16 protein-coding genes are annotated in these 21,975 nt (G+C 73.0%); 13 read left to right on the top strand and 3 right to left on the bottom strand.

Features of this window, described 5'->3' with window-relative positions:
• The first annotated feature begins 205 nt into the window (after positions 1-205).
• The 5 genes from ASG32_RS30230 (at position 206) to ASG32_RS30210 (ending at position 4,981) form a co-directional block, all read left to right on the top strand.
• Entirely contained in the window at positions 206-1,438 is a 1,233-nt protein-coding gene (locus ASG32_RS30230) for a PHB depolymerase family esterase (protein WP_056533617.1), read from the top strand.
• Positions 1,439-1,554: 116 nt separating this feature from the next.
• A complete protein-coding gene (locus tag ASG32_RS30225) occupies positions 1,555-2,460 on the top strand; it encodes a TIGR01459 family HAD-type hydrolase (RefSeq protein ID WP_056533615.1) in 906 nt (301 codons plus the stop codon).
• Between the two features lie 244 nt (positions 2,461-2,704).
• Entirely contained in the window at positions 2,705-3,103 is a 399-nt protein-coding gene (locus ASG32_RS30220) for a DUF350 domain-containing protein (protein ID WP_020094066.1), read from the top strand.
• Between the two features lie 7 nt (positions 3,104-3,110).
• Positions 3,111-3,821 (top strand): DUF1190 domain-containing protein, encoded by a 711-nt coding sequence (locus ASG32_RS30215; RefSeq protein ID WP_056533613.1) that lies wholly within the window; start codon positions 3,111-3,113, stop codon positions 3,819-3,821.
• Positions 3,821-4,981, top strand: coding sequence for a glutathionylspermidine synthase family protein (locus ASG32_RS30210; protein ID WP_056533611.1), 1,161 nt, complete (start codon positions 3,821-3,823; stop codon positions 4,979-4,981). Before ASG32_RS30215 ends, ASG32_RS30210 begins: the two co-directional genes overlap by 1 nt.
• 22 nt (positions 4,982-5,003) lie before the next feature.
• Here the strand turns inward: ASG32_RS30210 and ASG32_RS30205 are convergent, their stop codons facing one another.
• Entirely contained in the window at positions 5,004-5,591 is a 588-nt protein-coding gene (locus ASG32_RS30205; protein ID WP_056533609.1) for a hypothetical protein, read from the bottom strand.
• A gap of 289 nt (positions 5,592-5,880) precedes the next feature.
• Between ASG32_RS30205 and ASG32_RS30200 the strand changes: the two genes are divergently transcribed.
• On the top strand, positions 5,881-6,846 hold the full coding sequence (locus tag ASG32_RS30200; protein ID WP_056533607.1) for a YiiG family protein: 966 nt from the start codon (positions 5,881-5,883) through the stop codon (positions 6,844-6,846).
• Positions 6,847-6,874: 28 nt separating this feature from the next.
• On the opposite strand, the gene ASG32_RS30195 is transcribed toward ASG32_RS30200, so the two are convergent.
• Together ASG32_RS30195 and ASG32_RS30190 are read right to left on the bottom strand one after the other, a co-directional pair.
• Positions 6,875-7,711, bottom strand: coding sequence for a hypothetical protein (locus tag ASG32_RS30195; protein WP_056533605.1), 837 nt, complete (start codon positions 7,709-7,711; stop codon positions 6,875-6,877).
• Between the two features lie 101 nt (positions 7,712-7,812).
• Positions 7,813-8,883, bottom strand: coding sequence for a DUF4424 domain-containing protein (locus ASG32_RS30190; protein ID WP_056533603.1), 1,071 nt, complete (start codon positions 8,881-8,883; stop codon positions 7,813-7,815).
• Between the two features lie 470 nt (positions 8,884-9,353).
• Here ASG32_RS30190 and ASG32_RS30185 point away from each other — a divergent pair, with 470 nt between their 5' ends.
• The 7 genes from ASG32_RS30185 (at position 9,354) to ASG32_RS30155 (ending at position 21,840) form a co-directional block, all read left to right on the top strand.
• Entirely contained in the window at positions 9,354-9,932 is a 579-nt protein-coding gene (locus tag ASG32_RS30185) for a peroxidase-related enzyme (protein WP_056533601.1), read from the top strand.
• Between the two features lie 327 nt (positions 9,933-10,259).
• Complete coding sequence (locus ASG32_RS30180) at positions 10,260-12,515, top strand: ATP-binding protein (RefSeq protein ID WP_056533600.1); 2,256 nt, start codon at positions 10,260-10,262, stop codon at positions 12,513-12,515.
• Positions 12,515-12,976, top strand: a complete 462-nt coding sequence (locus ASG32_RS30175; protein WP_020094074.1) for a response regulator — start codon at positions 12,515-12,517, stop codon at positions 12,974-12,976. The genes ASG32_RS30180 and ASG32_RS30175 overlap by 1 nt, the downstream gene beginning before the upstream one ends.
• Positions 12,973-14,700 carry a response regulator gene (locus ASG32_RS30170; RefSeq protein ID WP_056533599.1) on the top strand — a complete coding sequence of 576 codons (1,728 nt, stop codon included), beginning with the start codon at positions 12,973-12,975 and terminating at the stop codon, positions 14,698-14,700. Before ASG32_RS30175 ends, ASG32_RS30170 begins: the two co-directional genes overlap by 4 nt.
• A 210-nt stretch (positions 14,701-14,910) precedes the next feature.
• Positions 14,911-18,150: a PAS domain-containing protein gene (locus ASG32_RS30165; RefSeq protein WP_056533597.1), complete on the top strand. Its 3,240-nt coding sequence runs from the start codon at positions 14,911-14,913 to the stop codon at positions 18,148-18,150.
• A gap of 175 nt (positions 18,151-18,325) precedes the next feature.
• A complete protein-coding gene (locus ASG32_RS30160) occupies positions 18,326-18,943 on the top strand; it encodes a heme-binding protein (protein ID WP_056533595.1) in 618 nt (205 codons plus the stop codon).
• A 290-nt stretch (positions 18,944-19,233) separates the two neighbouring features.
• Positions 19,234-21,840 (top strand): TonB-dependent receptor, encoded by a 2,607-nt coding sequence (locus ASG32_RS30155; protein WP_056533593.1) that lies wholly within the window; start codon positions 19,234-19,236, stop codon positions 21,838-21,840.
• The last annotated feature ends 135 nt before the right edge of the window (positions 21,841-21,975 follow it).

Genomic DNA, 21,975 nt, shown 5'->3' with positions numbered 1-21,975 from the left:
CTCCGATCCGCACGCCTGCCGCGCGCCGCCGGCTGTTGCCGCATCGCACAGGGGCGTTTATTGCAATGCACAAAACGCCGTCGACGGAGCCTCTCGCGGGGTGACGGAGGCTGGCCCGCGCGGTGTCGGTGCGCTCCCTCGGGGGAGGCACGGGCGCGCCGGATCCGGTCGTGACGGAGATGCTGAGGCAGTGAGGCGCGCACGCATGACCGAGGATTTCGGCAGTCGCGACGGACAGCGCGACGACAAGACCGGCCCGTCACCCTTCGCCGACATGATCGAGGCCACCCGCCTGACCGGCCTCGGCCGGCTCGAGGAGGCGACCGCCCTCATCCAGCGCAGCCTCGGGGGGCAGAAGGCTCCGCCCGCCGATCCGCCGGCCGCGCCGCAGCCTCCCGCGCGCCGCGACGCGCCTTCCGCCGAGACGCGCAGTCCCGCGGCGGAGTCCGGGACGCGGATGCGCGAGGTGGTGGGGCAGGTCGTGCGCGGGCTCGCGCCGGTGCTGAAGGGCCTGGGCAACCCGCTCCGGTCGCCGGCCCCGCCGCCCGCCGACCGGGCGGGCGGGACCGGGGGGCGCTTCGTGTCCCTGACCCATGCCGAGCCCGCCGGCACCCGCGAGTACAAGCTGTTCATCCCGAGCCACCCGGACCGGGCGGCGCCGCTGATCGTGATGCTGCACGGCTGCACGCAGAACCCGGACGATTTCGCCGCCGGCACCGGCATGAACACCCTCGCCGAGCGCGCCGGCGTGTTCGTGGCCTACCCGGCCCAGAGCCGCCAGGCCCACGCCCAGCGCTGCTGGAACTGGTACGAGCCCCGGGACCAGGGCCGCGGCGCGGGCGAGCCGGCGATCATCGCGGGCCTCACCCGCGCGATCATGGCGGAGCACCCGATCGACCCGGCCCGGGTCTACATCGCCGGCCTGTCGGCCGGCGGCGCCGCCGCCCTCAACATCGCCCGCGCCTACCCGGATCTCTACGCCGCCGTCGGCGTGCATTCGGGCCTCGCGGCCGGCTGCGCCCGGGACCTCGGCTCGGCGCTGATGGCCATGCAGGTCGGCGCCCCGGGCCTCGGCGCCCCGACCGCCTTCGGCACCCCGGCGCCCGCGACCCGCGTCCCGACGATCATCTTCCACGGAGAGGACGACGGCACGGTGAGCGTGCGCAACGCCGACCAGGTGCTGGCCCAGGCCAAGGTCGCCGGGCTGACGCCGCGGTCGGAGACCTTCGAGGGCCGCGGCCACCCCTTCACCCGCACCCGCTACCGGGACGAGGCGGGCCGGGTCGTGGTCGAGGATTGGCGGGTGCGCGGCGCCGGCCACGCCTGGTCCGGGGGCCGCCCCGACGGCAGCTACACGGATCCCGAGGGGCCCGACGCGTCCCGGGCGATGCTCGACTTCTTCGCCGAGCACCGGCTGGGCCCGGCCGGGCGCCCGTAGGGGGTTTCCGGAGGGCCGCGCGCTCTGGCGGGTTGTCAGGACGCGGCCCTGCTATATCGCAGGGCGCTGCCCTGCTCCCACAAAAGGTCCCGGACCTTTTGCATCCAGGACCTCCCATGAGCACCACCCCCGCGCCGATCCCGACCCTCCAGGGCCTCGCCGAGGTCGCCGACCGGTACGACCTGATCCTCTGCGACGTCTGGGGCGTGCTGCACGACGGTCAGACGGCCCACACGGCCGCGGGCGAGGCGCTGATCCGCTTCCGCGGCCTCCCGGGCGCGCGGCCGCGCCGGGTCGTCCTCGTCTCGAACGCGCCCCGGCCCGGCGACGGCGTCGGCCGCATCCTCGACCGGTTCGGCGTGCCGCGGGAGGCCTACGACGCGATCCTGACCTCGGGCGACCTCACCCACGACCTGATCGCCGCGCGCCCGGGTGCCCGGATCCGGCATCTCGGGCCGGAGCGCGACCTCGGCATCTTCCAGGGGCTCGACCTCAGCCTCGTCCCGGGGCCGGAGGCCGACCTCGTCGTCTGCACCGGCCTGTTCGACGACCGCAGCGAGACCCCGGACGATTACCGGCCGGAGCTGGAGCGCCTCGCCGCCCGCGGGCTGACCATGATCTGCGCCAATCCGGACCTCGTCGTGGAGAGCGGCAACCGCCTGATCCCCTGCGCGGGCCTGCTCGCGGCGGCCTACGCGGAGATCGGCGGCCCCGTGGTCTACGCCGGCAAGCCGCACCGCCCGGTCTACGAGGCGGCGCTCGCCAAGGGGGCAGCGCTCACCGGGGCGGCGCTCGCCGGGGCCCCGGTGGACCCGGCGCGGGTCCTGGCGATCGGCGACGCGATCCGCACCGACATCGCCGGCGCCCGCGGCGTCGGCATCGCCAGCCTGCTGGTGGCCCGCGGCATCCACGCGGAGGAACTCGGCGTCACGGCCGCGCATCACCGCCTGGGCGACGTGGCGGAATGGCTCGGCCGGCAGGCGGTGCATCCGGACGCGGTGATCGAGCGGCTGGTCTGGTAGCGGCCGGTCCTCCGAGGCGGGTCCTCCGAGGCGGGTCCTGCGCGTATTGCCGCCAGTCTAACCCTCTGAAATCCCCGACAAGCTTGACACCGCGCGGGAAATTGCGTGGATTCGCGCGTGTGAATCGGTCCCGCGCGCAGCAATCAGCCCCGATATCCGCTTCGCGTGTCGGGCGATTCGACCGGGAGACCTGTCCGGCCGCGATGCTCGCGACGATCGGAACCGGCGAGACGGCAGGTCTTGCGTGACCCTCGTCTCCGGACTGCCCGATTTCCTGCTCTATCTCGGCACCGCGACCGGGCTGATCGGCCTCTACCTGCTGATCTACACCCTCGCCACCGCGCACAACGAGCTCGCGCTGATCCGCCGGGACGTGACGGCGGCCGCCGTCGCGCTGGGCGGGAGCCTGGTCGGCTTCACCCTGCCGCTGGCGGTGGCGATCTACAACGCGCGGTCGCTGCTCGACTGCCTGATCTGGGGGCTGATCGCCCTGGTGATCCAGATCGCGATCTACTGGCTCGTGCGCCTCGCGGTGCCGGACCTGTCGCGGCGCATCGAGGAGGACCGCGCCGCCGCCGCGATCCTCCTCGGCGCGGCCTCGCTGGCGGGCGGCGTCGTGAACGCCGCCTCGATGACCTATTGAGGGGCCGGTGACGGAGACCGCGCCACGTCCCGACGCAGCCTCCGACGCAGCCTCCGGCGGGCCCGGGACCGGCTTCGCCGCCACCCGCCGCTCCAAGCGCTCGGCCGCCGTGTCGCTGGTCCTGGTCGCGGGCGCCGGCGCGGCCGCCCTGACGCTCGGCGGCCTCGACCCGTCCCAGCGCGAGGAGGAGGCGCTCGTCTACGGGACGCTCGGCGCCTGCATCGCCCAGCAGCTGCGCGGCGCCGAGGCCTGCATCGCCGCCTACACGAGCGCGCAGGAGACCTACGCGGCGACGGCGCCGCGCTACGAGACCGAGGCCGATTGCCAGCGCCACCACGGGACCGGCGGCTGCACCCCGGGCGCGCAGGTCACGGAGGCCGCGCGCGGCCGCTACCTGCCGGTGATGGCCGCCTTCATGATGGGGCGCACGGACGCGCAGGACCTGCCGGTCCAGCCGCTCTACCCGCACGCGCCCGAGGAGGAGCGCGACGAGGCCGGGGCCGCGACGGCCGGGCACGGCGGCGGCTACTGCACCGGTGCGGGCGGGCGGGTCGCCTACGCGGGCGGCGCCTCGCGGGTCCACGTCCCCGCCTCGGTCGCCCGCACCACGAGCGCGACCCCGCGCACGATCAGCCGCGGCGGCTTCGGCGGCACCGGGCGGGCGACGGCGTTCTCCGGAGGCTCGGGCGGCCGTGCGGGCGGGTTTGGGGGCGGCTGATGCGCCGGGTGCCGGTCCCGGAGCGGCCCGACTGGCGCCAGCACGCCGCGCGGGCCGGCTTCACCTTCCACACGTTCGACGGCGCCCCCTACTGGGACGAGAGCGCCTACTACGCCTTCGGCCTCGCGGAGATCGAGGACGCCATCGAGGCGCCGAGCGCCGCGCTGCACGACCTCTGCCTCGCCTTCGTGGACCGGGCGGTCCGGGACGCGGCGATCCTCGCCTCGCTGCGGATCCCCGAGCACGCCTGGGACGCGATCCGGGCGAGCTGGGCGCGGCGCGATCCCAGCCTCTACGGGCGCTTCGACTTCAGTTACGGGGGCGACGGGCCGGCCAAGCTCCTCGAGTACAACGCCGACACGCCCACCGCCCTCTACGAGAGCGCGGTCTTCCAGTGGCTCTGGCTGGAGGACGGGCTGGCGCGGGGGCGCCTCCCCGCCGGCGCCGACCAGTTCAACACCCTGCACGAGGCGCTGGTGGCGCGCCTCGCCGCCGTGGCGCCCCCGGAGGGCGTCGCCTTCGCGGGCTTCCCCGACGCGCCGGAGGATCGCGGCACGCTGGCCTATCTCCAGGACTGCGCGCTCCAGGCCGGCCGCCCCGCCCCCTTCCTGCCGGTCGAGGCGATCGGGCTCGACGCGGACGGGCGCTTCGTGGACGCGGCCGGCGCCCCGATCGGCTGCCTGTTCAAGCTCTACCCGTGGGAGTGGATGTTCGCCGACCCGTTCGGCCGCGCGGTCGGCGCGGCCGCGACCCGGTTCCTGGAGCCGCCCTGGAAGGCGGTGCTCTCCAACAAGGGGCTGCTGGCCCATCTCTGGGCGATGGCGCCGGGCCATCCCAACCTGCTGCCGACCTATTTCGAGGAGGATCCGGCCAAGGCCGCGCTGGGCCGGAGCTTCGTGAAGAAACCCCTCTACGGGCGCGAGGGCGCCAACGTGCTGATCGTGCGCGACGGCGCCGTCGCGGCGCGCGACGAGGGGCCCTACGGCGGCGAGGGCTACGTGCGGCAGGCCCTGGCGGAGCTGCCCGATTTCGCGGGCCGCCGCGCGCTGGTCGGCAGCTGGATGGTCGGCGACCGGCCCGCCGGCCTGTGCCTGCGCGAGTCGGACGGCCTCATCACCACCGACCGGGCCCGCTTCGTGCCGCACCTCATCGACCCGTGACCGGGTCCCGAGCCGCCGCGGCTCACCGGCCCAGCGCCGCGAGCTCCCGCCGCATGTTCGACCGCGCCGGCCCCTCCAGCGCCGCCCGGGCCCGGGCGGTGACGAACAGCGGCCGGCCGGATGCGAGGGCCCCCCGCAGGAAGGCCGCGCGCCCCTGCCGGTAGGCGGCCGCGCCCACGACCGGGACGAATTCCCGCGCCACGCCGGCGGCGTAGCCGTCGTAGGCGTTGGGCGCCGCCCCCAGGATCGCCATGTCCATGTCAAGGAAGAGCGCGACGTCCGCGGCCGGGAGACCGTCCGGGACGGCGTGCCGCTCGGTCGCCAGGATCATCGTCTCGGCCGCCGCCAGCGTGGGCGCCGGGACCGCGCCCTCCGGCAGCGCCCGCAGGAGCGCGGCGCTGCGGCGCTCGTTGTCCGCGGCGCCCGGCCGGTAGACGGCGTCGTGGAACCAGATCGCCAGTTCCACCGCGTCGGGATCCCGGACCATCCCGCGGCGGGCGCGGAACGCTTCCAGCAGCGCGTCGATATGCGCCTGGCCGTGATAGACCCGGTGCGGCTCGGCCAGCCGGGCGCGCAGGTCAGCCAGGATGCGGGGATGGCCGTCGAGCATCGGCCGATGCTCTACCCGATCCGCCGCCGCGGGACGAGGCGGATCGCGCCGCAGGCCCGGGAAGACGCTCCGGGCACCCGCGATGGACTTCCCGGCCTCGCGCTCCGACGCCCCGCGAGATCATCGTTCCCGTGACGATGATCGGGGATGTGATCGTCGAACGCTCCGATAGACGCGCCGCTGTCGATCCCGAGAGATCTATTGGGCGCGATCGACCCGATCCCGTGTCTGGTCTTCGCGCGGAACGCCGGCTACAGGGGCAGAACCATCTGGAGGATCCCCAGCGCCCATGAGAGCGACGAGCCTGAGAACGACGACTTGGTTGATGCTGACGGCGCTGCTCGCCGCCGCCCCGGCCCGTGCGCAGGCCCCCGCGCAGGCCCCTGCCCCGGCACCGGCGGGGCCGGCGACCAAGCCCGAGAGCGATCCGGCTCAGGAGACGATCCGCAAGCTCAACGCCTATGTCGGGCTCCTCAACCGGACCCTGCGGGCGCAGGAATCGCTCGGCCGCTATCAGAGCTGGGTCAACATGAAGACCGGTCCGACCGGCCGCGAGCGGATCATCTACGGCCTCTACGGGCTCTACGACGTGCGCGGCGAGATCGCGAAGGCGGAGGCCGCGACGGCGCAGCCGCCCGCGATGCCGGACCTCGACGGCGCCGTGAAGACCTACATCGCCGCCTATCAGGCGCTCGCCCCGACGGTCACCGAGGCGGAGGGCTACTACGAGCGGCAGGATTACCGCGCGGACAAGATGGAGCAGGGCAAGGCGCTCCACGCCAAGCTCGCCGTCGCGGGGCCGGCCTTCCTGGCGGCGCGCGCCAAGGTCGACGCCGCGCTGCGGGTCGAGAAGGAGAAGAGCGACGCGCTGGAACTCGCCGCCATCGAGGCGCGGGAGGGCCGCAAGGCGCGCTGGCACGTCGCGAACGTGATGACCGCCTGCCGCAAGGTCATGGACCTGCTGCCCACCGACGCCAAGCCGGTCGTCGACATGGCGGCCTTCGACGCCGCGCTCGGGCGCTACGCCGTCGCCGTGAAGGACATGGACGGGTACAGCGCCGCCAACCCGAACTCCTTCCACGTGTTCGAGAGCCGGCCGCGCGCGCTCCTGGGCAAGCTGCGCGAGTTCGACGACAAGCTCGCCAAGGCCAGGGGCGACGCCCGGCGCGGCGCCGGGCGCGACGTGACCTGGATCGTGAACGACTACAACATGATGGTGTCGACCGCGCAGACGGCCACGACCTTCTCGCGGTGACCGGGGGCGTCCGGGACCCGGGGCGCCGTCAGCGGGCGCTCCGGCCCGGTTCCGTCAGCCGCAGCGAGGTCGCGGCCGTGGTGACGGCCGCCTGCCAGCGCGCCTGCTCGGCCGCGGGGTAGCGGACGCGCAGGGTGACGAAGGCGCCGCCGCGGCCGCCCGCCAGCAGGGTCTTCCGATACAGGATCCCGGCCGCCGTCGTGCAGGAGAGCACGATCCAGCCGGGCTTGCGCGCCGCGTATTCCGGCGGCTGCCGCAGGCAGGTCTTCCGGTCCGCGGCCACGACGGCGTCGAGATCCTGGTCGAGCACGTCGTTCAGGCCCGACACCGTCAGGTGCAGGTGGCCGTCGGCCGAGCGGAAGGCCTGCCCGTCGCCGTTGTCCGGCGGCGGCTCCGCGACGAGGTCGGCGGGCACGTCGACGGAGAAGCCGAAACGGGCGTTGACCACGTGGCGCAGCGCCGGCGTGTCCGGCAGCGCCCGGCTCCAGTCGCGCCGGACCTGCGCGATCCGCGCGGTGTAGGCCCGCGTCAGGCAGGCCGTGTCCGGGCAGGCATCGCGGACCCGCGCGCGCCAGCGCGCGTGGTCCTCGCCGAAGGTGTCGATCGCCTGGCCGGTCTCGCCGTCGACCCCGCGCGTCTCGCCCACGATCCGGTCGAACAGGCGCCTGAGTTCCTCGTCCAGCCGCGTCAGGGCGGGGTCGGCACAGATCAGCGTCTCGACCCTGTCCCGGATCCCGGCGCAATCCGGCGCCGCCCGGGCGCCGACGGTGCCGAGCGCACAGACTGCGCCGACGAGGCCGGATCGGAGGATCGATCGGGGAAACGATCGCGGGCTCAGGCGCGCCGGACGGGCTTGGCTACGCACGGATATCCCTCCTGTGGCGGTCTGGACGCGATCGGCCGTGCGGTCCCGGCCGGCTCGGGCCGTCGGGCCCTCCGGATCCGGGCAGGATGGCGCGCCGCCACTCATCGGCCCGTCGTGGTCTTGAGCATCAGGATGTCGATGTCGCGCCGGGGCACGTAATCCGTCACGACGCTCTCGAAGGTCGTCGGGCCGGTCTTGCGGAGTCCGGTGGCGCAGAACGACACGAGCGTCGTCGGATCGCCCTTGTCCACGGTCAGCTTGAACGTGCCGATCGGCCCGGCCCAGTTGCCGCCGGAGGTGATCACGTAGGACAAGTACTGCTCGAAGGCCTGCACCCCCTGCCCGCCCGCCGCCGCGATCCTGCGGGCGAGCCCCTGGGCCGCCTTCAGGAAGGCCGCGTCCGTGCAGTATTTCCGCGCGTACTCGGCCTTCTCGTCGGCGCCCTCGGTCGGGGTCCCGAACGACAGGCTGGAGAGGCCGCCGACGCCCGGAACGTAGCTCTGCCGGACGACGACGTCGCGGCCCGCCGGGAAGACCTGCCGGCGCCAGAACTTCGACCGCAGGGTCCAGACCGGGAACAGGCTCGTCGTGCCCTTGCCCATGTCCTGGGGCTCCAGGAGGCCGTCCGCCACGAGGCCGCGGCGCTGATCGGCGCCCAAGGCGGCCAGCGCGGCCTCGGTCGCCTCGACCGTCGGGACGAGGGGGATGCCGAGGCTCCGCAGCCGCCCGGTCACCTCGACCTCCGGCTTGCCGGCCGGCGTGACGAAGGCGCGCTGCTCGACCTGCGAGTCGACCGGCCGGCCGTCGACCTCGGTGGTGAAGCGGAGGAAGTTGTCGTGCTTCGGGTCGGCGATGCTCAGCATCGCGTCGGGACCCCCGGAGATGTCGGGCATCGGGAACGCGATCGTCGTCTCGACGTCCCGGTCGGTCAGGTTGCGGAAGCGGTAGACGATCCGCACCGCCTTCTCGGACAGGAAGAGGTCCTCGGAGACGAGGGCGATCCGGTCCGTCTTCTCCAGGACGAGACCGCCGGTCGCGAGGGTCGCGACGCTGTCGTCGGCCCGGGCCGGACGCGGCAGGGCCGACGACAGGGCCGCCGACAGGATCACCGACAGGATCACCGGCAGGAGCAGGGTCAGGCGCGGGATGCGGGTCGTGGATGGGATTCGCACGGCTGTCGGGCTCGCGGGTTGGATCCGTCGGTGCGGGGCGGGGTGAGAACCGGCGCGTCGCCGGTCAGCGATCGGCGGGCGGGTCTCGGACGATCCGGTCACGCCTCCGGCTCAGTCGCGGAGCGGGCTCGGCAACCGTCGGTCCCGGTGGGAGACGGGCCTCGATCCGCCGCCCCAGGGCGGTGAGCGCTTCGGCGAAGGCGTCATCGGTCGCACACCATCCTCCCCGCGGCGCGCCCGCACGCGCACCGCCGAATCTCGGACGGACCGAATGGAAGCTTTCGGGCAGAGTTGAGGCCGACCGAGAGGGCCATGTCAGGTCGAGGCGTCAGGTCGAGGCTGTGAGAAGACACCGCCGTCGGCGGCCGCGCGCGATTGCGCCGCCGCGACCGTTCGGTCTATCGGCTGCCCGGGATGGCCGGCGGCCCCGGGCGCCGGCTCGATCCGCGACGATCTGCGAGGAGCGCCCCGTGCCAGCCGAAGACGCCCCGATCGGCCGCTTCCCGATCCCCCGCCTGGAGACGCTGCCGGACGACATCCGCGCGCGGATCGAGGCGGTGCAGGAGAAGTCCGGCTTCATCCCGAACGTGTTCCTCGTGCTCGCCCACCGTCCGGACGAGTTCCGGGCGTTCTTCGCCTACCACGACGCGCTCATGGACAGGCCGGGCAACCTGACCAAGGCCGAGCGCGAGATGATCGTGGTGGCGACCTCGGCCATCAACCAGTGCCAGTACTGCGTGATCGCCCACGGGGCGATCCTCCGGATCCGCGCCAAGGATCCGCTGATCGCCGACCAGGTGGCGATCAATTACCGCAAGGCCGACATCACCGACCGGCAGAAGGCGATGCTCGACTTCGCCATGCTGGTCAGCCAGTCCGCGCATCAAGTCGGGGAGCCCGCGTTCGCGGCGCTCAGGGCCCACGGCTTCGACGACGCGGATGCCTGGGACATCGCCGCCATCGCGGCCTTCTTCGGCCTGTCGAACCGGCTGGCGAACGTCAGCAACATGCGGCCCAACCCGGAATTCTACGCGCTGGGTCGCGGCTGACGGCGCGGCGTCCCTCGCCGCCGGTTACCGGACCGCCGGAGCGGGTTCCGGGCGTCCACCACGCCTTCAGAAGGCTCGGCGCCCCCGCGGGACCGCCGGAGCCCCGCCGTGCGACCTGGCGTCGCGCGCGCGGAGCGGATGAAACGGCTCCGGCCCTCTGAGCCCGGCGGCGACCGCGCGCGGGGACGGGGCGCGGACGGGGCGCAGACGGGGCGCGGACGGGGCGCGCCGTCCTTACCAGTGCTTTAAGCCTATAGGAGCCGCCCGGTCCGGCTGTTAACAGGCGTTAAATTTTGTGGCCGACCCGGTGAGGGGGCGAATCCCGGCTTGAACCTTCGAAGCGGCGCGGCCCAGCGTCTCGACCTGACCGCGTGCGATCGCGAGCCCATCCACATCGTCGGCAGCGTCCAGCCGCACGGGTTCCTGCTCGGCCTCGAGGCCCGGTCCCTCACCATCGTCCAGGCGAGCGCCAACGCCCCCGCGGCGGCCTCCGTCGGCACCGTCCTCGACGCGGCCCTGCCCGACCTCGCGGCCGTCGTCCGCCACCACCTGGAGGCGGCGGAGCCCCAGGACGGCGCCCTCTATCTCCGGACGGTGACGCTGGAGACCGCCGGCGGGCGCCAGGCCTACGAGGTCGCGGCCCACCGGGTCGACGAACTCGTCGTGCTGGAGCTGGAGGAGATCGACGCGGCCGCGGCCGAGATCGGCGTCGACGTGCTCACCCCGCGCCTGCGGGCCTTCGTCGAGCGCCTGCAGACCGCCCGCACCGTCGAGGACCTCTGCCAGTTCGTCGCCGAGGACATCCGCCAGATCACCGGCCTCGACCGGGCCCTGGTCTACCGGTTCGACCGCGACTGGCACGGCACGGTGCTGGCGGAGGCCGGCAACGGCGTCCTGCCCTCCTACCTCGACCTGCGCTTCCCCGCCTCCGACATCCCGGCCCAGGCGCGCGAGCTCTACCGCCGGAACCGGCTGCGCATCATCCCGGATGCCGGCTACGTCCCCGTGCCGATCCGGCCGGCCACCACGCCCTCCGGCCGGCCGCTGGACCTCAGCCAGTCGGTGCTGCGCTCGGTCTCGCCGGTCCACGTCGAGTACATGCGCAACATGGGCACGATGGCGTCCATGTCGGTGTCGATCCTCGTCGACGGCGCCCTCTGGGGCCTGATCTCCTGCCACAACCGCGCGCCCAGGCGCGTGCCCCTCCAGGCGCGCAACGCCTGCGACGTGCTCACCCAGATCTTCGCCCTGCAGCTCTCGGCCCGCGAGCGCGGCGCCCAGTCCGAGAAGCGGCTGGCGCTGGGCGCCGTGCAGGCGCGCCTCCTCGCGTTCATGGCCGAGGAGGACAGCTTCGTCGACGGCCTGCTCAACCACCCCGACGACGTCCTGGCCCTGGTGGACGCGACCGGCGCCGCGGTGGTGACGGCCGACCGCTGCCGGCTGCTCGGGGCGACGCCGACCGAGCGCGAGGTCCGCACCCTCTATCGGTGGCTGTCCGAGCGCGAGGATGCCGAGGAGGTCTTCGTCTCCGAGGCCCTGTCGGAGGCGTTCCCGGCCGCCGCCGCCTTCGCCGACCGGGCGAGCGGCCTCCTGGCGATCTCGGTCTCGAAGAAGTACGCGAGCTACATCCTCTGGTTCAGGCCCGAGGTCGTGCGGACGGTGAAGTGGGGCGGCAACCCCGTGAAGGCCGTCCGGCCCGACCCGGAGGGCGGCCCGGACCGGTTGCACCCGCGCAAGTCGTTCGAGATCTGGAAGGAGACCGTGCAGGGCCGCTCCCTGCCCTGGTCCGACCCGGAGGTGGAGGCCGCCAAGGACCTGCGCGCCTCGGTGCTCGGCATCGTGCTCCGCCGGGCCGAGGAGCTCGCCGCCATGAGCGAGGAGCTGCAGCGCTCGAACAAGGAGCTGGAGGCGTTCTCGTACTCGGTCAGCCACGACCTGCGCGCGCCGTTCCGCCACATCGTCGGTTACGCGAACCTGCTCAAGACCCGCGAGGGCGCCCAGCTCTCCGACAAGGGCCGGCACTACGTGGAGACGATCATCGAGGCGGCCTTCTCGGCCGGCACCCTGGTCGACAGCCTCCTGAGCTTCTCGCAGATGGGCCGGCACGCCCTCAACAAGGTCTGGGGCGACATGAACGCCCTGGTCGAGGAGGTCCGCCGGAAGGTCCTGCGCGACGTCACCCCCGACCGGACCCTCCGCTGGGAGATCGCGCCCCTGGGCCGCGCCTATGCCGACCCGGTGATGCTGCGGCTCGTCATCGAGAACCTGCTGTCGAACGCCGTGAAGTACACCCGCGGCACCCCGGAGGCGGTGATCGCGATGGGCAGCCTCCCCCCTCGGGAGGGCGAGGCGGTCTACTACGTGCGCGACAACGGCGCCGGGTTCGACATGGCCTACGTCGACAAGCTGTTCGGCGTCTTCCAGCGGCTGCACCGGGTCGAGGAGTTCGAGGGCACGGGCATCGGCCTCGCCAATGTCCGGCGCATCGTCGAGCGCCACGGCGGCCGGACCTGGGCCGAGGGCAGGCTCGGCGCGGGCGCCACCTTCTACTTCACCCTGCCCATCCGGGAGGAGGCCCACTGATGGCGGGACTGAAGCCCATCCTCCTGGTCGAGGACAACCCGAACGACATCGAGCTGACGCTGGCGGCGCTCGAATCGAGCCAGCTCGCCAACGAGATCGTCATCTGCCGCGACGGCGCCGAGGCCCTCGACTTCATCTACCGGCGGGGCGCGCACGAGAAGCGGCAGGCCCAGGACCCCGCGGTGGTCCTGCTCGACCTGAAGCTGCCGAAGGTCGACGGCCTGGAGGTGCTCGCCAAGATCAAGGGCGACCCGGTCACCCGCCAGGTGCCGGTGGTGATGCTGACCTCGTCCCGCGAGGAGACCGACCTCGTGCGCTCCTACGATCTCGGGGTGAACGCCTTCGTGGTGAAGCCGGTCGCCTTCGAGGAGTTCTTCGCGGCGATCAAGGAGATCGGCGTGTTCTGGGCCCTCCTCAACGAGCCGCCGCCGTACCGGGGAGGCTGGCCATCGAACGCGTGATCGGACCTTCCGCGGGGCCGCTGCGGGTCCTCCACCTGGAGGACAGCGACCTCGACGCCGAGCTGATCGAGGCCGAGCTGGAGACCCTCGGGCACCCGGTCGCGATCGAGCGGGTGATGACCCGCGACGCCTTCGCCCGCGCGGCGGTCGCCGGCCGGCACGACCTGATCCTGGCGGACTACGTCCTGCCGACCTTCGACGGCGTGAGCGCCCTCGGCATCGCCCGGGCGCAGTGCCCCGACACGCCGTTCATCTTCTGCTCGGGCACGCTCGGCGAGGACGTCGCGGTCGAGGCCCTGAAGAACGGCGCCACCGACTACGTCGTCAAGCAGCGCCTCGACCGCATGCCGCGCACGATCGTCCGGGCGCTCGCCGAGGCGCGGGCGCGCGCCGACAAGCGCGAGGCCGAGGCCGCCCTGCAAGCGCTCAACGAGACGCTGGAGGTGCGCATCGCCGAGCGGACCCGCGAACTCGCCGCGGCGAACGAGGCCCTCCAGGCCCAGATCGTCGAGCGGGAGCGGGCGGAGGACGCCTTGCGGCTCGCCCAGCGCCTGGACGCGGTCGGCCAGCTCACGAGCGGCGTCGCGCACGACTTCAACAACCTGCTGACGGTGATCGCCGGCAACATCGAGTTCCTCGAGAGGGTCGTGTCCGACACCCGCTCGAAGCGCCGCCTCGCCATGATGCGCGGGGCCGCCGAGCGCGGCGCCCGGCTCACCGCGCAGCTCCTCGCCTTCTCCCGTCGCCAGCGCCTGGAGCCGACGCCGGTCAGCCTCAACCAGACGGTCGCGTCGATGCGCGACCTGCTGCAGAGCTCGATCGGCGGCGCGGTCCGGATCGAGACGACCCTTCAGCCCGACCTGTGGCCGGCCCTGGTCGACGCCACCCAGATCGAACTCGTGATCCTGAACCTCGCCATCAACGCCCGCGACGCGATGGCGGTGGGCGGCCGGCTCGCCATCGAGACCGCCAATGTCAGCGTCACCGGGGCGCCGACGCGGCCCGAGCAGCCGGTGCCCGGCGCCTACGTCATGGTGGCGGTGAGCGACACCGGCACCGGGATGACGCCCGACGTGCTGGCGCGGGTGTTCGAGCCGTTCTTCACCACCAAGGAAGTCGGCAAGGGGTCGGGTCTCGGGCTCGCCCAGGTCTACGGCTTCGTCAAGCAGTCCGGCGGCGGCATCCGGATCGACACGGTCGCGGGCGAGGGCACCTCGATCAAGGTCTACCTGCCCCGGGCCGCGGAGCCCGAGGGCGCCGTGCCCCGCCTGCCGGCCGCGGCCGAGGCCGCGCGGACGCACCCGCCCGGGAGCGGCCCCCGGCTCCTCGTGGTCGACGACGACGCCGAGGTGCGCGAGGTGACGACGACCCGCCTGATCGAGGCCGGCTACGCGGTGCGCGAGGCGGCCTCGGGCCTCCAGGCCCTGGCCGCCCTGGAGGCGGATCCGGGCGTCGACCTCGTCGTGATGGACTTCGCCATGCCGGGCATGAACGGGGCCGAGACGGCCCTGGAGGTGCGGAAGCGCTGGCCGGCGCTGCCGGTCCTGTTCGTCACCGGCTTCGCCGACACCACCGCCCTGACCGAGGCCGGCGCCGTCGGCGCCGACGCGATCGTGCTGAAGCCGTTCCGCGTCGGGGAACTCGAGGGCAAGGTCGCCGCCGCCCTGGCGGTGCGCCCGCCGGCGCAGCTCCGGCTGATCTCGGGCCGCGACAGGAGCGCCTGAGAGGGACGTCGCGCGGGCGTCCCGCTGGCGTCCCGCTGGCGTCTCTGGGGCTCTCCCGGGCGTTCTCCACACGGCGTGCGGGCCCCGCACGGCGTCTCGGGCGGCGCGTGCGCGCCGACGCGGTTGCGCGAACCCGCCCGCTGGGGCACCGATGGCGCTGTCCTGTCCCGCCGGTTCCTCGCCCCATGTCCGAGTCACGCGCCTGGTCCGATGCCTGAGACCGTCGGGACCGCGCCCCCGGCCTTCCTCGTGGAGGGCGGTGCGATGGGCGCCCGGATCCGCGCCCACGACTGGTCCGGCTCGCCGCTCGGCCCGCCGGACAGCTGGGCGCCCTGCCTGCGGGCGACCCTGAGCCTGATCCTGGGATCGCGGTTCCCGATGTTCGTGGCGTTCGGGCCCGACCTCGTCTTCCTCTACAACGACGCCTACGCGGAGATCCTGGGCGACAGGCATCCCGCGGCGCTCGGCGCGCGCTTCCGCGACGTCTGGAAGGAGATCTGGCCGGAGATCGGCCCCCTGATCGACCGGGCGCTCGCCGGCGCGGCGACGTGGTCCGAGAACATGCCTCTGACCATGAACCGGCACGGCTACGACGAGCCGACCTGGTTCACCGTCTCGTACGCGCCGGTGCGCGACGAGGCGGGCCGGGTCGCCGGCCTGCACTGCGCCTGCACGGAGACGACCGGCCGCGTCCAGGCCGAGGCGCGCCTGCGCGAGGCGGAGGCCCGGATCCGGGCCCTCGCCGACCACCTCCCGGGCGGCTACGTCTACCAGCTCGCCATGGCCCCCGACGGCGCCGACCGGCGCTTCCTCTACGTGTCGCAGGGCTTCGAGCGCATGACCGGCCTGGCGGCCGGGGACGTGCTCGCCGACCCGGCGGTCGCCTACGACCTGATCCTGCCGGAATACCGCGCCGCCGTCGCCGAGGCGGAGGCCGCCGCGATCCGCGACCTCGCGCATTTCGACGTCGCGGCGCCCATGCGCCGGCCGGACGGCACCCACGTCTGGACGCGCATCATCTCGGCCCCCCGCCGCGTCGGCGACACGCTGGTCTGGGACGGGCTGCATCTCGACGACACGGTGCGCCGCCGGACCGAGGAGCAGCTGCGGGAGAGCGAGCGGCGCCTGCGGCTCGCGACCGAGGCGGCCGAGATCGGCCTCTGGGACGTCGACGTCGTCGCCGACACCCTGTTCTGGCCCGCGCGGGTCAAGGCGATGTTCGGCATCTCGGCCGACGTGCCGGTCACGATGGCCGATTACTACGCCGGCCTGCATCCCGAGGACCGGGAGGCCACGAGCGCGGCCTACGCCTCCGCCCTCGATCCCGCGCGGCGCGCCGTCTACGACGTGGAGTACCGCACCGTCGGCAAGGAGGACGGCGTCGTGCGCTGGGTCGCCGCCAAGGGGCGCGGGATCTTCGAGGTCGCGCGCTGCGTGCGGGTGATCGGCACGGCGATCGACATCACCGCCCGCAAGCAGGCCGAGGAAGCCCTGCGCGCCAGCGAGGCGCAGTTCCGGGTCCTGTCGCAGGTGCTGCCGAACTTCGTCTGGGCGACCGACGCGGCCGGGGCGGCGAACTGGTTCAACGCGCGCGTCTATGCCTACGCGGGCCGGGAGCCCGGCACCCTCGACGGCGCGGGCTGGCGGGGGATCATCCATCCCGACGATCAGGACCGGGTCGACGAGGAATGGCGGGCGGCCGTCCGGTCGCGGGCCGACTACCAGTCCGAGTACCGCCTGCGCCGCGCCGACGGCGCGTATCGCTGGTTCCTGGCCCGGGCGCAGCCGGTCCTGGGCGCCGACGGCGCGGTCACCCGCTGGGTCGGCACCAGCACCGACATCGACGACCAGAAGCGGCTCATGGCCGAGCTCGTGCGCTTCAACCTGACCCTGGAGCAGCGCGTGGCCGAGCGCACGGCCGAGCACGACCGGGTCTGGCGCAACTCGCGCGACCTGCTGGCCGTGGTCGGGGCCGACGGCATCTTCCGCGCGGTCAATCCGGCCTGGCAGACGATCCTGGGGCACGAGCCCGCCGCGGTGGTGGGGCGCAGCTTCCTGGACTTCATCTGGCCCGAGGATGCGGGCGCGACCCAGGAGGCGCTCGAAGCGGCCGCCGCGGCGCGCGACCTGACCGATTTCGAGAACCGCTACCGGCACAGGGACGGCACCCTGCGGCTGATCTCGTGGCGCACCTCCGTCGAGGGCGCGCAGGTCTACGCCTACGGCCGCGACGTCACCGCCGAGAAGGCCCAGGCCGAGGCGCTCCGGCACGCCGAGGAGGCGCTGCGGCAGTCGCAGAAGCTGGAGGCGGTGGGCCAGCTCACCGGCGGCGTCGCCCACGACTTCAACAACCTCCTGACGATCATCCGCTCGTCGGTCGACTTCCTCCGCCGGCCGGACCTGGCGGAGGAGCGCCGGTCCCGCTACCTCAACGCCGTCTCGGAGACGGTGGACCGCGCGGCGAAGCTCACCGGCCAGCTCCTCGCCTTCGCGCGGCGACAGGCGCTGAAGCCCGAGATCCTCGACGTCGGCGCGCGGCTGCGCGGCGTGGCCGACCTCCTCGACACGGTCACGGGCGCCCGCATCGCGGTCGTGACCGAGCTGCCGGAGCGGCCCTGCTTCATCCGGGTCGATCTCAGCCAGTTCGAGACCGCGCTGGTCAACATGGCGGTGAACGCCCGGGACGCCATGGACGGCGCCGGCACGCTGACCCTGCGCCTGCGCTGCGGCGCGGCGCTGCCGCCGATCCGCGGCCATGCCGGCGCGCCCGGCCCGTTCGCGGCGATCGACCTCGTCGACACCGGCACCGGCATCGCGCCGGACGTGCTGGCGCGGGTGTTCGAGCCGTTCTTCACCACCAAGGAGGTGGGCAAGGGCACCGGACTCGGCCTGTCCCAGGTCTTCGGCTTCGCCAAGCAGTCCGGCGGCGACGTCGCGGTCGAGAGCGCGCCCGGCCGCGGCGCCACCTTCACGCTCTACCTGCCGCAGGTCGAGCCCGAGGCGTCCTGCGCCGCCGCCGCGGAGGCCGCCGCCCTCGACCCCGGCGGCGCGGGGCAGCGGGTTCTGGTGGTGGAGGACAACATCGAGGTCGGCCGCTTCGCCACGCAGATCCTGGAGGATCTCGGCTACGCGACGACCTGGGCGACCAACGCCGAGGAGGCGCTGGATCAGCTCGGGGCCGACGGCGCGGCCTTCGACGCCGTGTTCTCCGACGTGGTCATGCCCGGCATGGGCGGGATCGCGCTGGCCCGGCTCCTCCGGCAGCGGATGCCGCACCTGCCGGTGGTTCTGGCCTCCGGCTACAGCCACGCCCTCGCCCAGGAGGGGATCCGCGAGTTCGAGCTGCTGCCCAAGCCCTACTCCGCCGACCAGGTCTCGCGCGTGCTGCGCAAGGTCGTCGGCGCGCGGCGGAGGCGGCCGAGAGGCGGGCAGCAGGGCGGGCAGCCCTGACGCGGCGGGGCGCTGCCGGGACCAGCGGAGACCTGACAGAGACCTGACAGAGACCTGACAGAGACCTGACAGAGGCCTGACGCCGCAGCCGGGCGGCGACGGGCTCTCCCGGCGCCATGTTCCCGCGGGAGGTTCCGCGCGCGCGGGAGACGCCGCGCCCGCCCCCGGAGGTCCCATGGACAGGGTCATGTACGCGCTCGTCACCCTGGCGGAGGCGGTGCTCGGGATCTTCGGCGTGCGGGCGCTCTACGAGCAGCCCGCCTACGCGGTCGTCGAGCGCCTCGACCGCGGGGTCGAGATCCGGTCCTACGCGCCGCGCCTCGCGGTCGAGACCGACGCGCGCGGCCAGGGCGACGGCGACGCCTTCGGGCGACTGTTCCGCTACATCACCGGCGCCAACCGGGCGGGCGACCGCATCGCCATGACGGCGCCGGTCGAGAGCGGCGGCCAGTACATCGCCCAGCGCATCGCCATGACCGTCCCGGTGGAGCGGGACGGCACCGGCACGATGCGGTTCTTCCTGCCCCGCGCGGTGGCGGCGGCCGGGGCGCCGGCCCCGACCGAGCCGGGCGTCCGGCTGGTCGCGGTCCCGGCCGAGCGGGTCGCGGCCCTGCGCTTCTCCGGCCGCCTCACCCCGGAGGCGCGGGCCGCGCAGGCGGGCATCCTCGCCGCCGTCCTGGCGGCGGCCGGCCGCGCACCGGCGGGCGCGCCCTTCGTCATGGGCTACGACCCGCCCTTCGCGATCCCGTTCCTGCGCCGGAACGAGGTCGCCGTCCGCCTGCCGCCGCCGTGAGAGCCGGGACCGGTCCTGACGACCCGGCGCGCGGCCTCGGACGCCGCCCCGAGGACCGGCCCGATTGCGCAATTATCCCGCGATGTCCTTCATAATAATCCCGAAGACTTGCCGCGATCTTCCTCTTTTGTTGTCTTTGCGCCACAGGCCCGATCATTCGAGCCCGCAAGTCGTCCCCCGCAGGGATTAAACAGAATGTGAATTGAGGTCGCGACCCAACCCGAGATCAGTGAGGCGCACGCAGCCGACGCGAAGCGGCGCGTGCCTTCGAATCCAGGTTGGGGGAAGATATGCGGGCCCTGCGAGGCAGCTTGATCGCGTCCGTGGCTCTGTTGCCGGGTGTCGCGCAGGCTCAACAATCCGTCACCCTCGGCGAGATCAGCGTCGTCTCGACGTCGCCGGTGGGTGCGGGCGGCGGCAATTCCAGCGGCGTCCAGAATCTCGATACGCTCGCCCAGACCGCGCCGACCTTGCCGGCCCCGGCCGGCGGGGTGCGGCTGCGCGGCTCCGAGCAGCCGCTCAACAAGATCCCCAGCACCGTCGAGACCGTCACGGCCCGGCAGATCGAGGTCGATCAGGGCTCCGACAACGTGATCGCCACGCTGGCGCGGCGCACGCCCGGGGTGAACCTCAACGACTCGCAGGGCAATTCGAACCGGGTCGATCTCAGCTACCGCGGCTTCACGGCCTCGTCGGTGCAGGGCGTGCCGCAGGGGCTCGCCGTCTACCAGAACGGCGTGCGCATCAACGAGGCCTTCGGCGACGTCGTCAATTTCGACCTGATCCCGCCGCAGGCGATCCAGCGCATCGACGTGGTCACCGGCAACCCGGTCTTCGGCCTCAACGCCATCGGCGGCGCGGTCAACATCCAGATGAAGAACGGCTTCACCTGGCAGGGCACCGAGATCTCGGCCTGGGGCGGCTCGGACGCGCGCACCGCCGGCTACCTCGAGTACGGCAAGATCTCCGGTCCCTGGAGCTTCTACTTCACCGGCGACGGCCTGAACGACCGCGGCTGGCGCTACCAGAGCCCGAGCACGATCGGCCGCCTCTACGCGGATCTCGGCTACCGCTCGCAGGATTCGGAGTTCCACCTGATCGGGCTCGCCGCCCGCAGCTTCTACGGCGCCGCCGCCGCCACGCCGGTGGACTTCACCCATCTCGACCCGCGGGCGATCTTCACCTACCCGCAGACCCAGACGACGCAGGTGGGCACGCTCCAGCTGACCGGCCGGGTCGACCTGTCGCCGACCTGGGACCTCGCCGGCAACGCCTATTACCGGCGCTTCAGCGAGTTCTACGTCGACGGCAACCAGGGCAACTTCGAGAACTGCAGCAGCCGCAGCAGCTTCCGGGGCTCGCTCTGCTACCAGGACGACGCGTTCAACGTGAACGCGCCGCCCACCAGCCAGGTGGCGGCGCGCCGGGCCTACGCCAACCAGTTCGCGATCCTGGGCCTGAACAACCAGACGATCCCGTTCGTCCGGAACATCCCGTACGGCACGATCGACACGACCCGGACGGAGGCCGAATCCTACGGCGGCTCGCTCCAGGCCGCCAACCGCGACCGGATCTTCGGCCTGAACAACGCCTTCGTGGTCGGCGGCAGCGTCGACGCCTCGAATTTCTCGTTCAAGTCGGCGAGCCAGCTGGGCGTGATCAACCCGAACCTGTCGATCACCGTCGATCCGAACAACCCGTATTACGGCACGATCCCGGGCCTCGGCACGCCGGACATCCGCACGCTGGGGGCGATCGGCCTCGCGCCGGGCAACGTCAGCGGCTCGACCCTGTATCTCGGCCTCTACGCCACCGACACGCTGGATGTGACCGACCGGCTGTCGCTGACCGGCGGCTTCCGGCTCAACTACGCCCGCATCCAGACCCGGGACCAGACCGGGTTCTCGCCGGACGTCACCGGCGTGCACGAGTACACCAAGGTCAACCCGCTCGCGGGCCTGACCTACCAGTTCGACCCGGCGCTGAACCTCTACGGCGGCTACTCGGAATCGAACCGCGCCCCGACCCCGCTGGAGCTGTCCTGCTCCAGCCCGACCCAGCCGTGCCTGCTGCCGAACTCGCTCGTGGCCGATCCGCCGCTCAAGCAGGTCACCGGCCGGACCTACGAGGCCGGCTTCCGCGGCGTGATCCCGGCCTTCCTGTCGGGCGGCGCCCTCACCTACAAGGCCGGCGTCTACCGCACCGACCTGAGCAACGACCTCTACCAGGTCGCCGTCGCGGGCAACGCCGCCCGCGCCTACTACATCAACGTCCCGGCGACCCGGCGCCAGGGCATCGAGGTCGGCGCCGAGTACGCGGTCACGCCCGACCTGCTGGTCTACGCCAACTACGCCCTGGTCGACGCGACCTTCCAGTTCAACGCGACCCTCTCGTCGCCCAACAACCCGCTGGCGAGCACCGGCGCGGCCGGCGGCGCCGTGGGCGGCGACGTGATCCCGAACGGCGGCATCCGCGTCCGGCCGGGCGACAAGATCCCGCTGATCCCCGATCACCAGATCAAGGCGGGCTTCGAGTACAGCATCACCCCGAACTGGCGCTTCGGCCTCAACGTCTCGGCGTTCTCGTCGTCCTACTACCGGGGTGACGAATCGAACCTCAACCGCAAGCTGCCGGCCTACTATGTGATGAACCTGACGACGAAGTATCAGGTCAGCAAGAACCTGGAGATTTTCGGGCTGATCACCAACCTGACCAACAACCGCTATGCCACGTTCGGCACCTTCGCCGAGACGGGCGCAGTGGCCGGCAACCTGTCGATCAACGACCCGCGGACCACCACCCTGGCGCAGCCGCTCTCGATCTACGCCGGCCTGACCTACCGGTTCGGGGCGGATCCGGTCCCGATGGCGCCGGAGCCGATCATCCGGAAGTACTGATCCCGTCCGGGGGGGAACGACGGAGCGAGGGGCCGCGGGATCCGCGGCCCCTCTTCCGTTCGAGCCCGCGCGCCTTCGCGCCCGGACGATGAGCCCGGTCTTTCAAACCCAGATGAGTGCGGCCGCCGACCCGAT

Source organism: Methylobacterium sp. Leaf361, from assembly GCF_001424445.1.
GTDB lineage: Bacteria > Pseudomonadota > Alphaproteobacteria > Rhizobiales > Beijerinckiaceae > Methylobacterium.
The sequence above is the reverse complement of the archived record's forward strand: the minus strand, read 5'-3'. Positions and strand labels throughout refer to the sequence as shown.

Bases quoted from the DNA above. Each gene is read 5' to 3' on its own strand.
- ASG32_RS30165 (WP_056533597.1), top strand. From the start codon at position 14,911: ATGCCTGAGACCGTCGGGACCGCGCCCCCGGCCTTCCTCGTGGAGGGC.
- ASG32_RS30225 (WP_056533615.1), top strand. From the start codon at position 1,555: ATGAGCACCACCCCCGCGCCGATCCCGACCCTCCAGGGCCTCGCCGAG.
- ASG32_RS30155 (WP_056533593.1), top strand. From the start codon at position 19,234: ATGCGGGCCCTGCGAGGCAGCTTGATCGCGTCCGTGGCTCTGTTGCCG.
- ASG32_RS30230 (WP_056533617.1), top strand. From the start codon at position 206: ATGACCGAGGATTTCGGCAGTCGCGACGGACAGCGCGACGACAAGACC.
- ASG32_RS30210 (WP_056533611.1), top strand. From the start codon at position 3,821: ATGCGCCGGGTGCCGGTCCCGGAGCGGCCCGACTGGCGCCAGCACGCC.
- ASG32_RS30175 (WP_020094074.1), top strand. From the start codon at position 12,515: ATGGCGGGACTGAAGCCCATCCTCCTGGTCGAGGACAACCCGAACGAC.
- ASG32_RS30205 (WP_056533609.1), bottom strand. From the start codon at position 5,591: ATGCTCGACGGCCATCCCCGCATCCTGGCTGACCTGCGCGCCCGGCTG.
- ASG32_RS30160 (WP_056533595.1), top strand. From the start codon at position 18,326: ATGGACAGGGTCATGTACGCGCTCGTCACCCTGGCGGAGGCGGTGCTC.
- ASG32_RS30200 (WP_056533607.1), top strand. From the start codon at position 5,881: ATGAGAGCGACGAGCCTGAGAACGACGACTTGGTTGATGCTGACGGCG.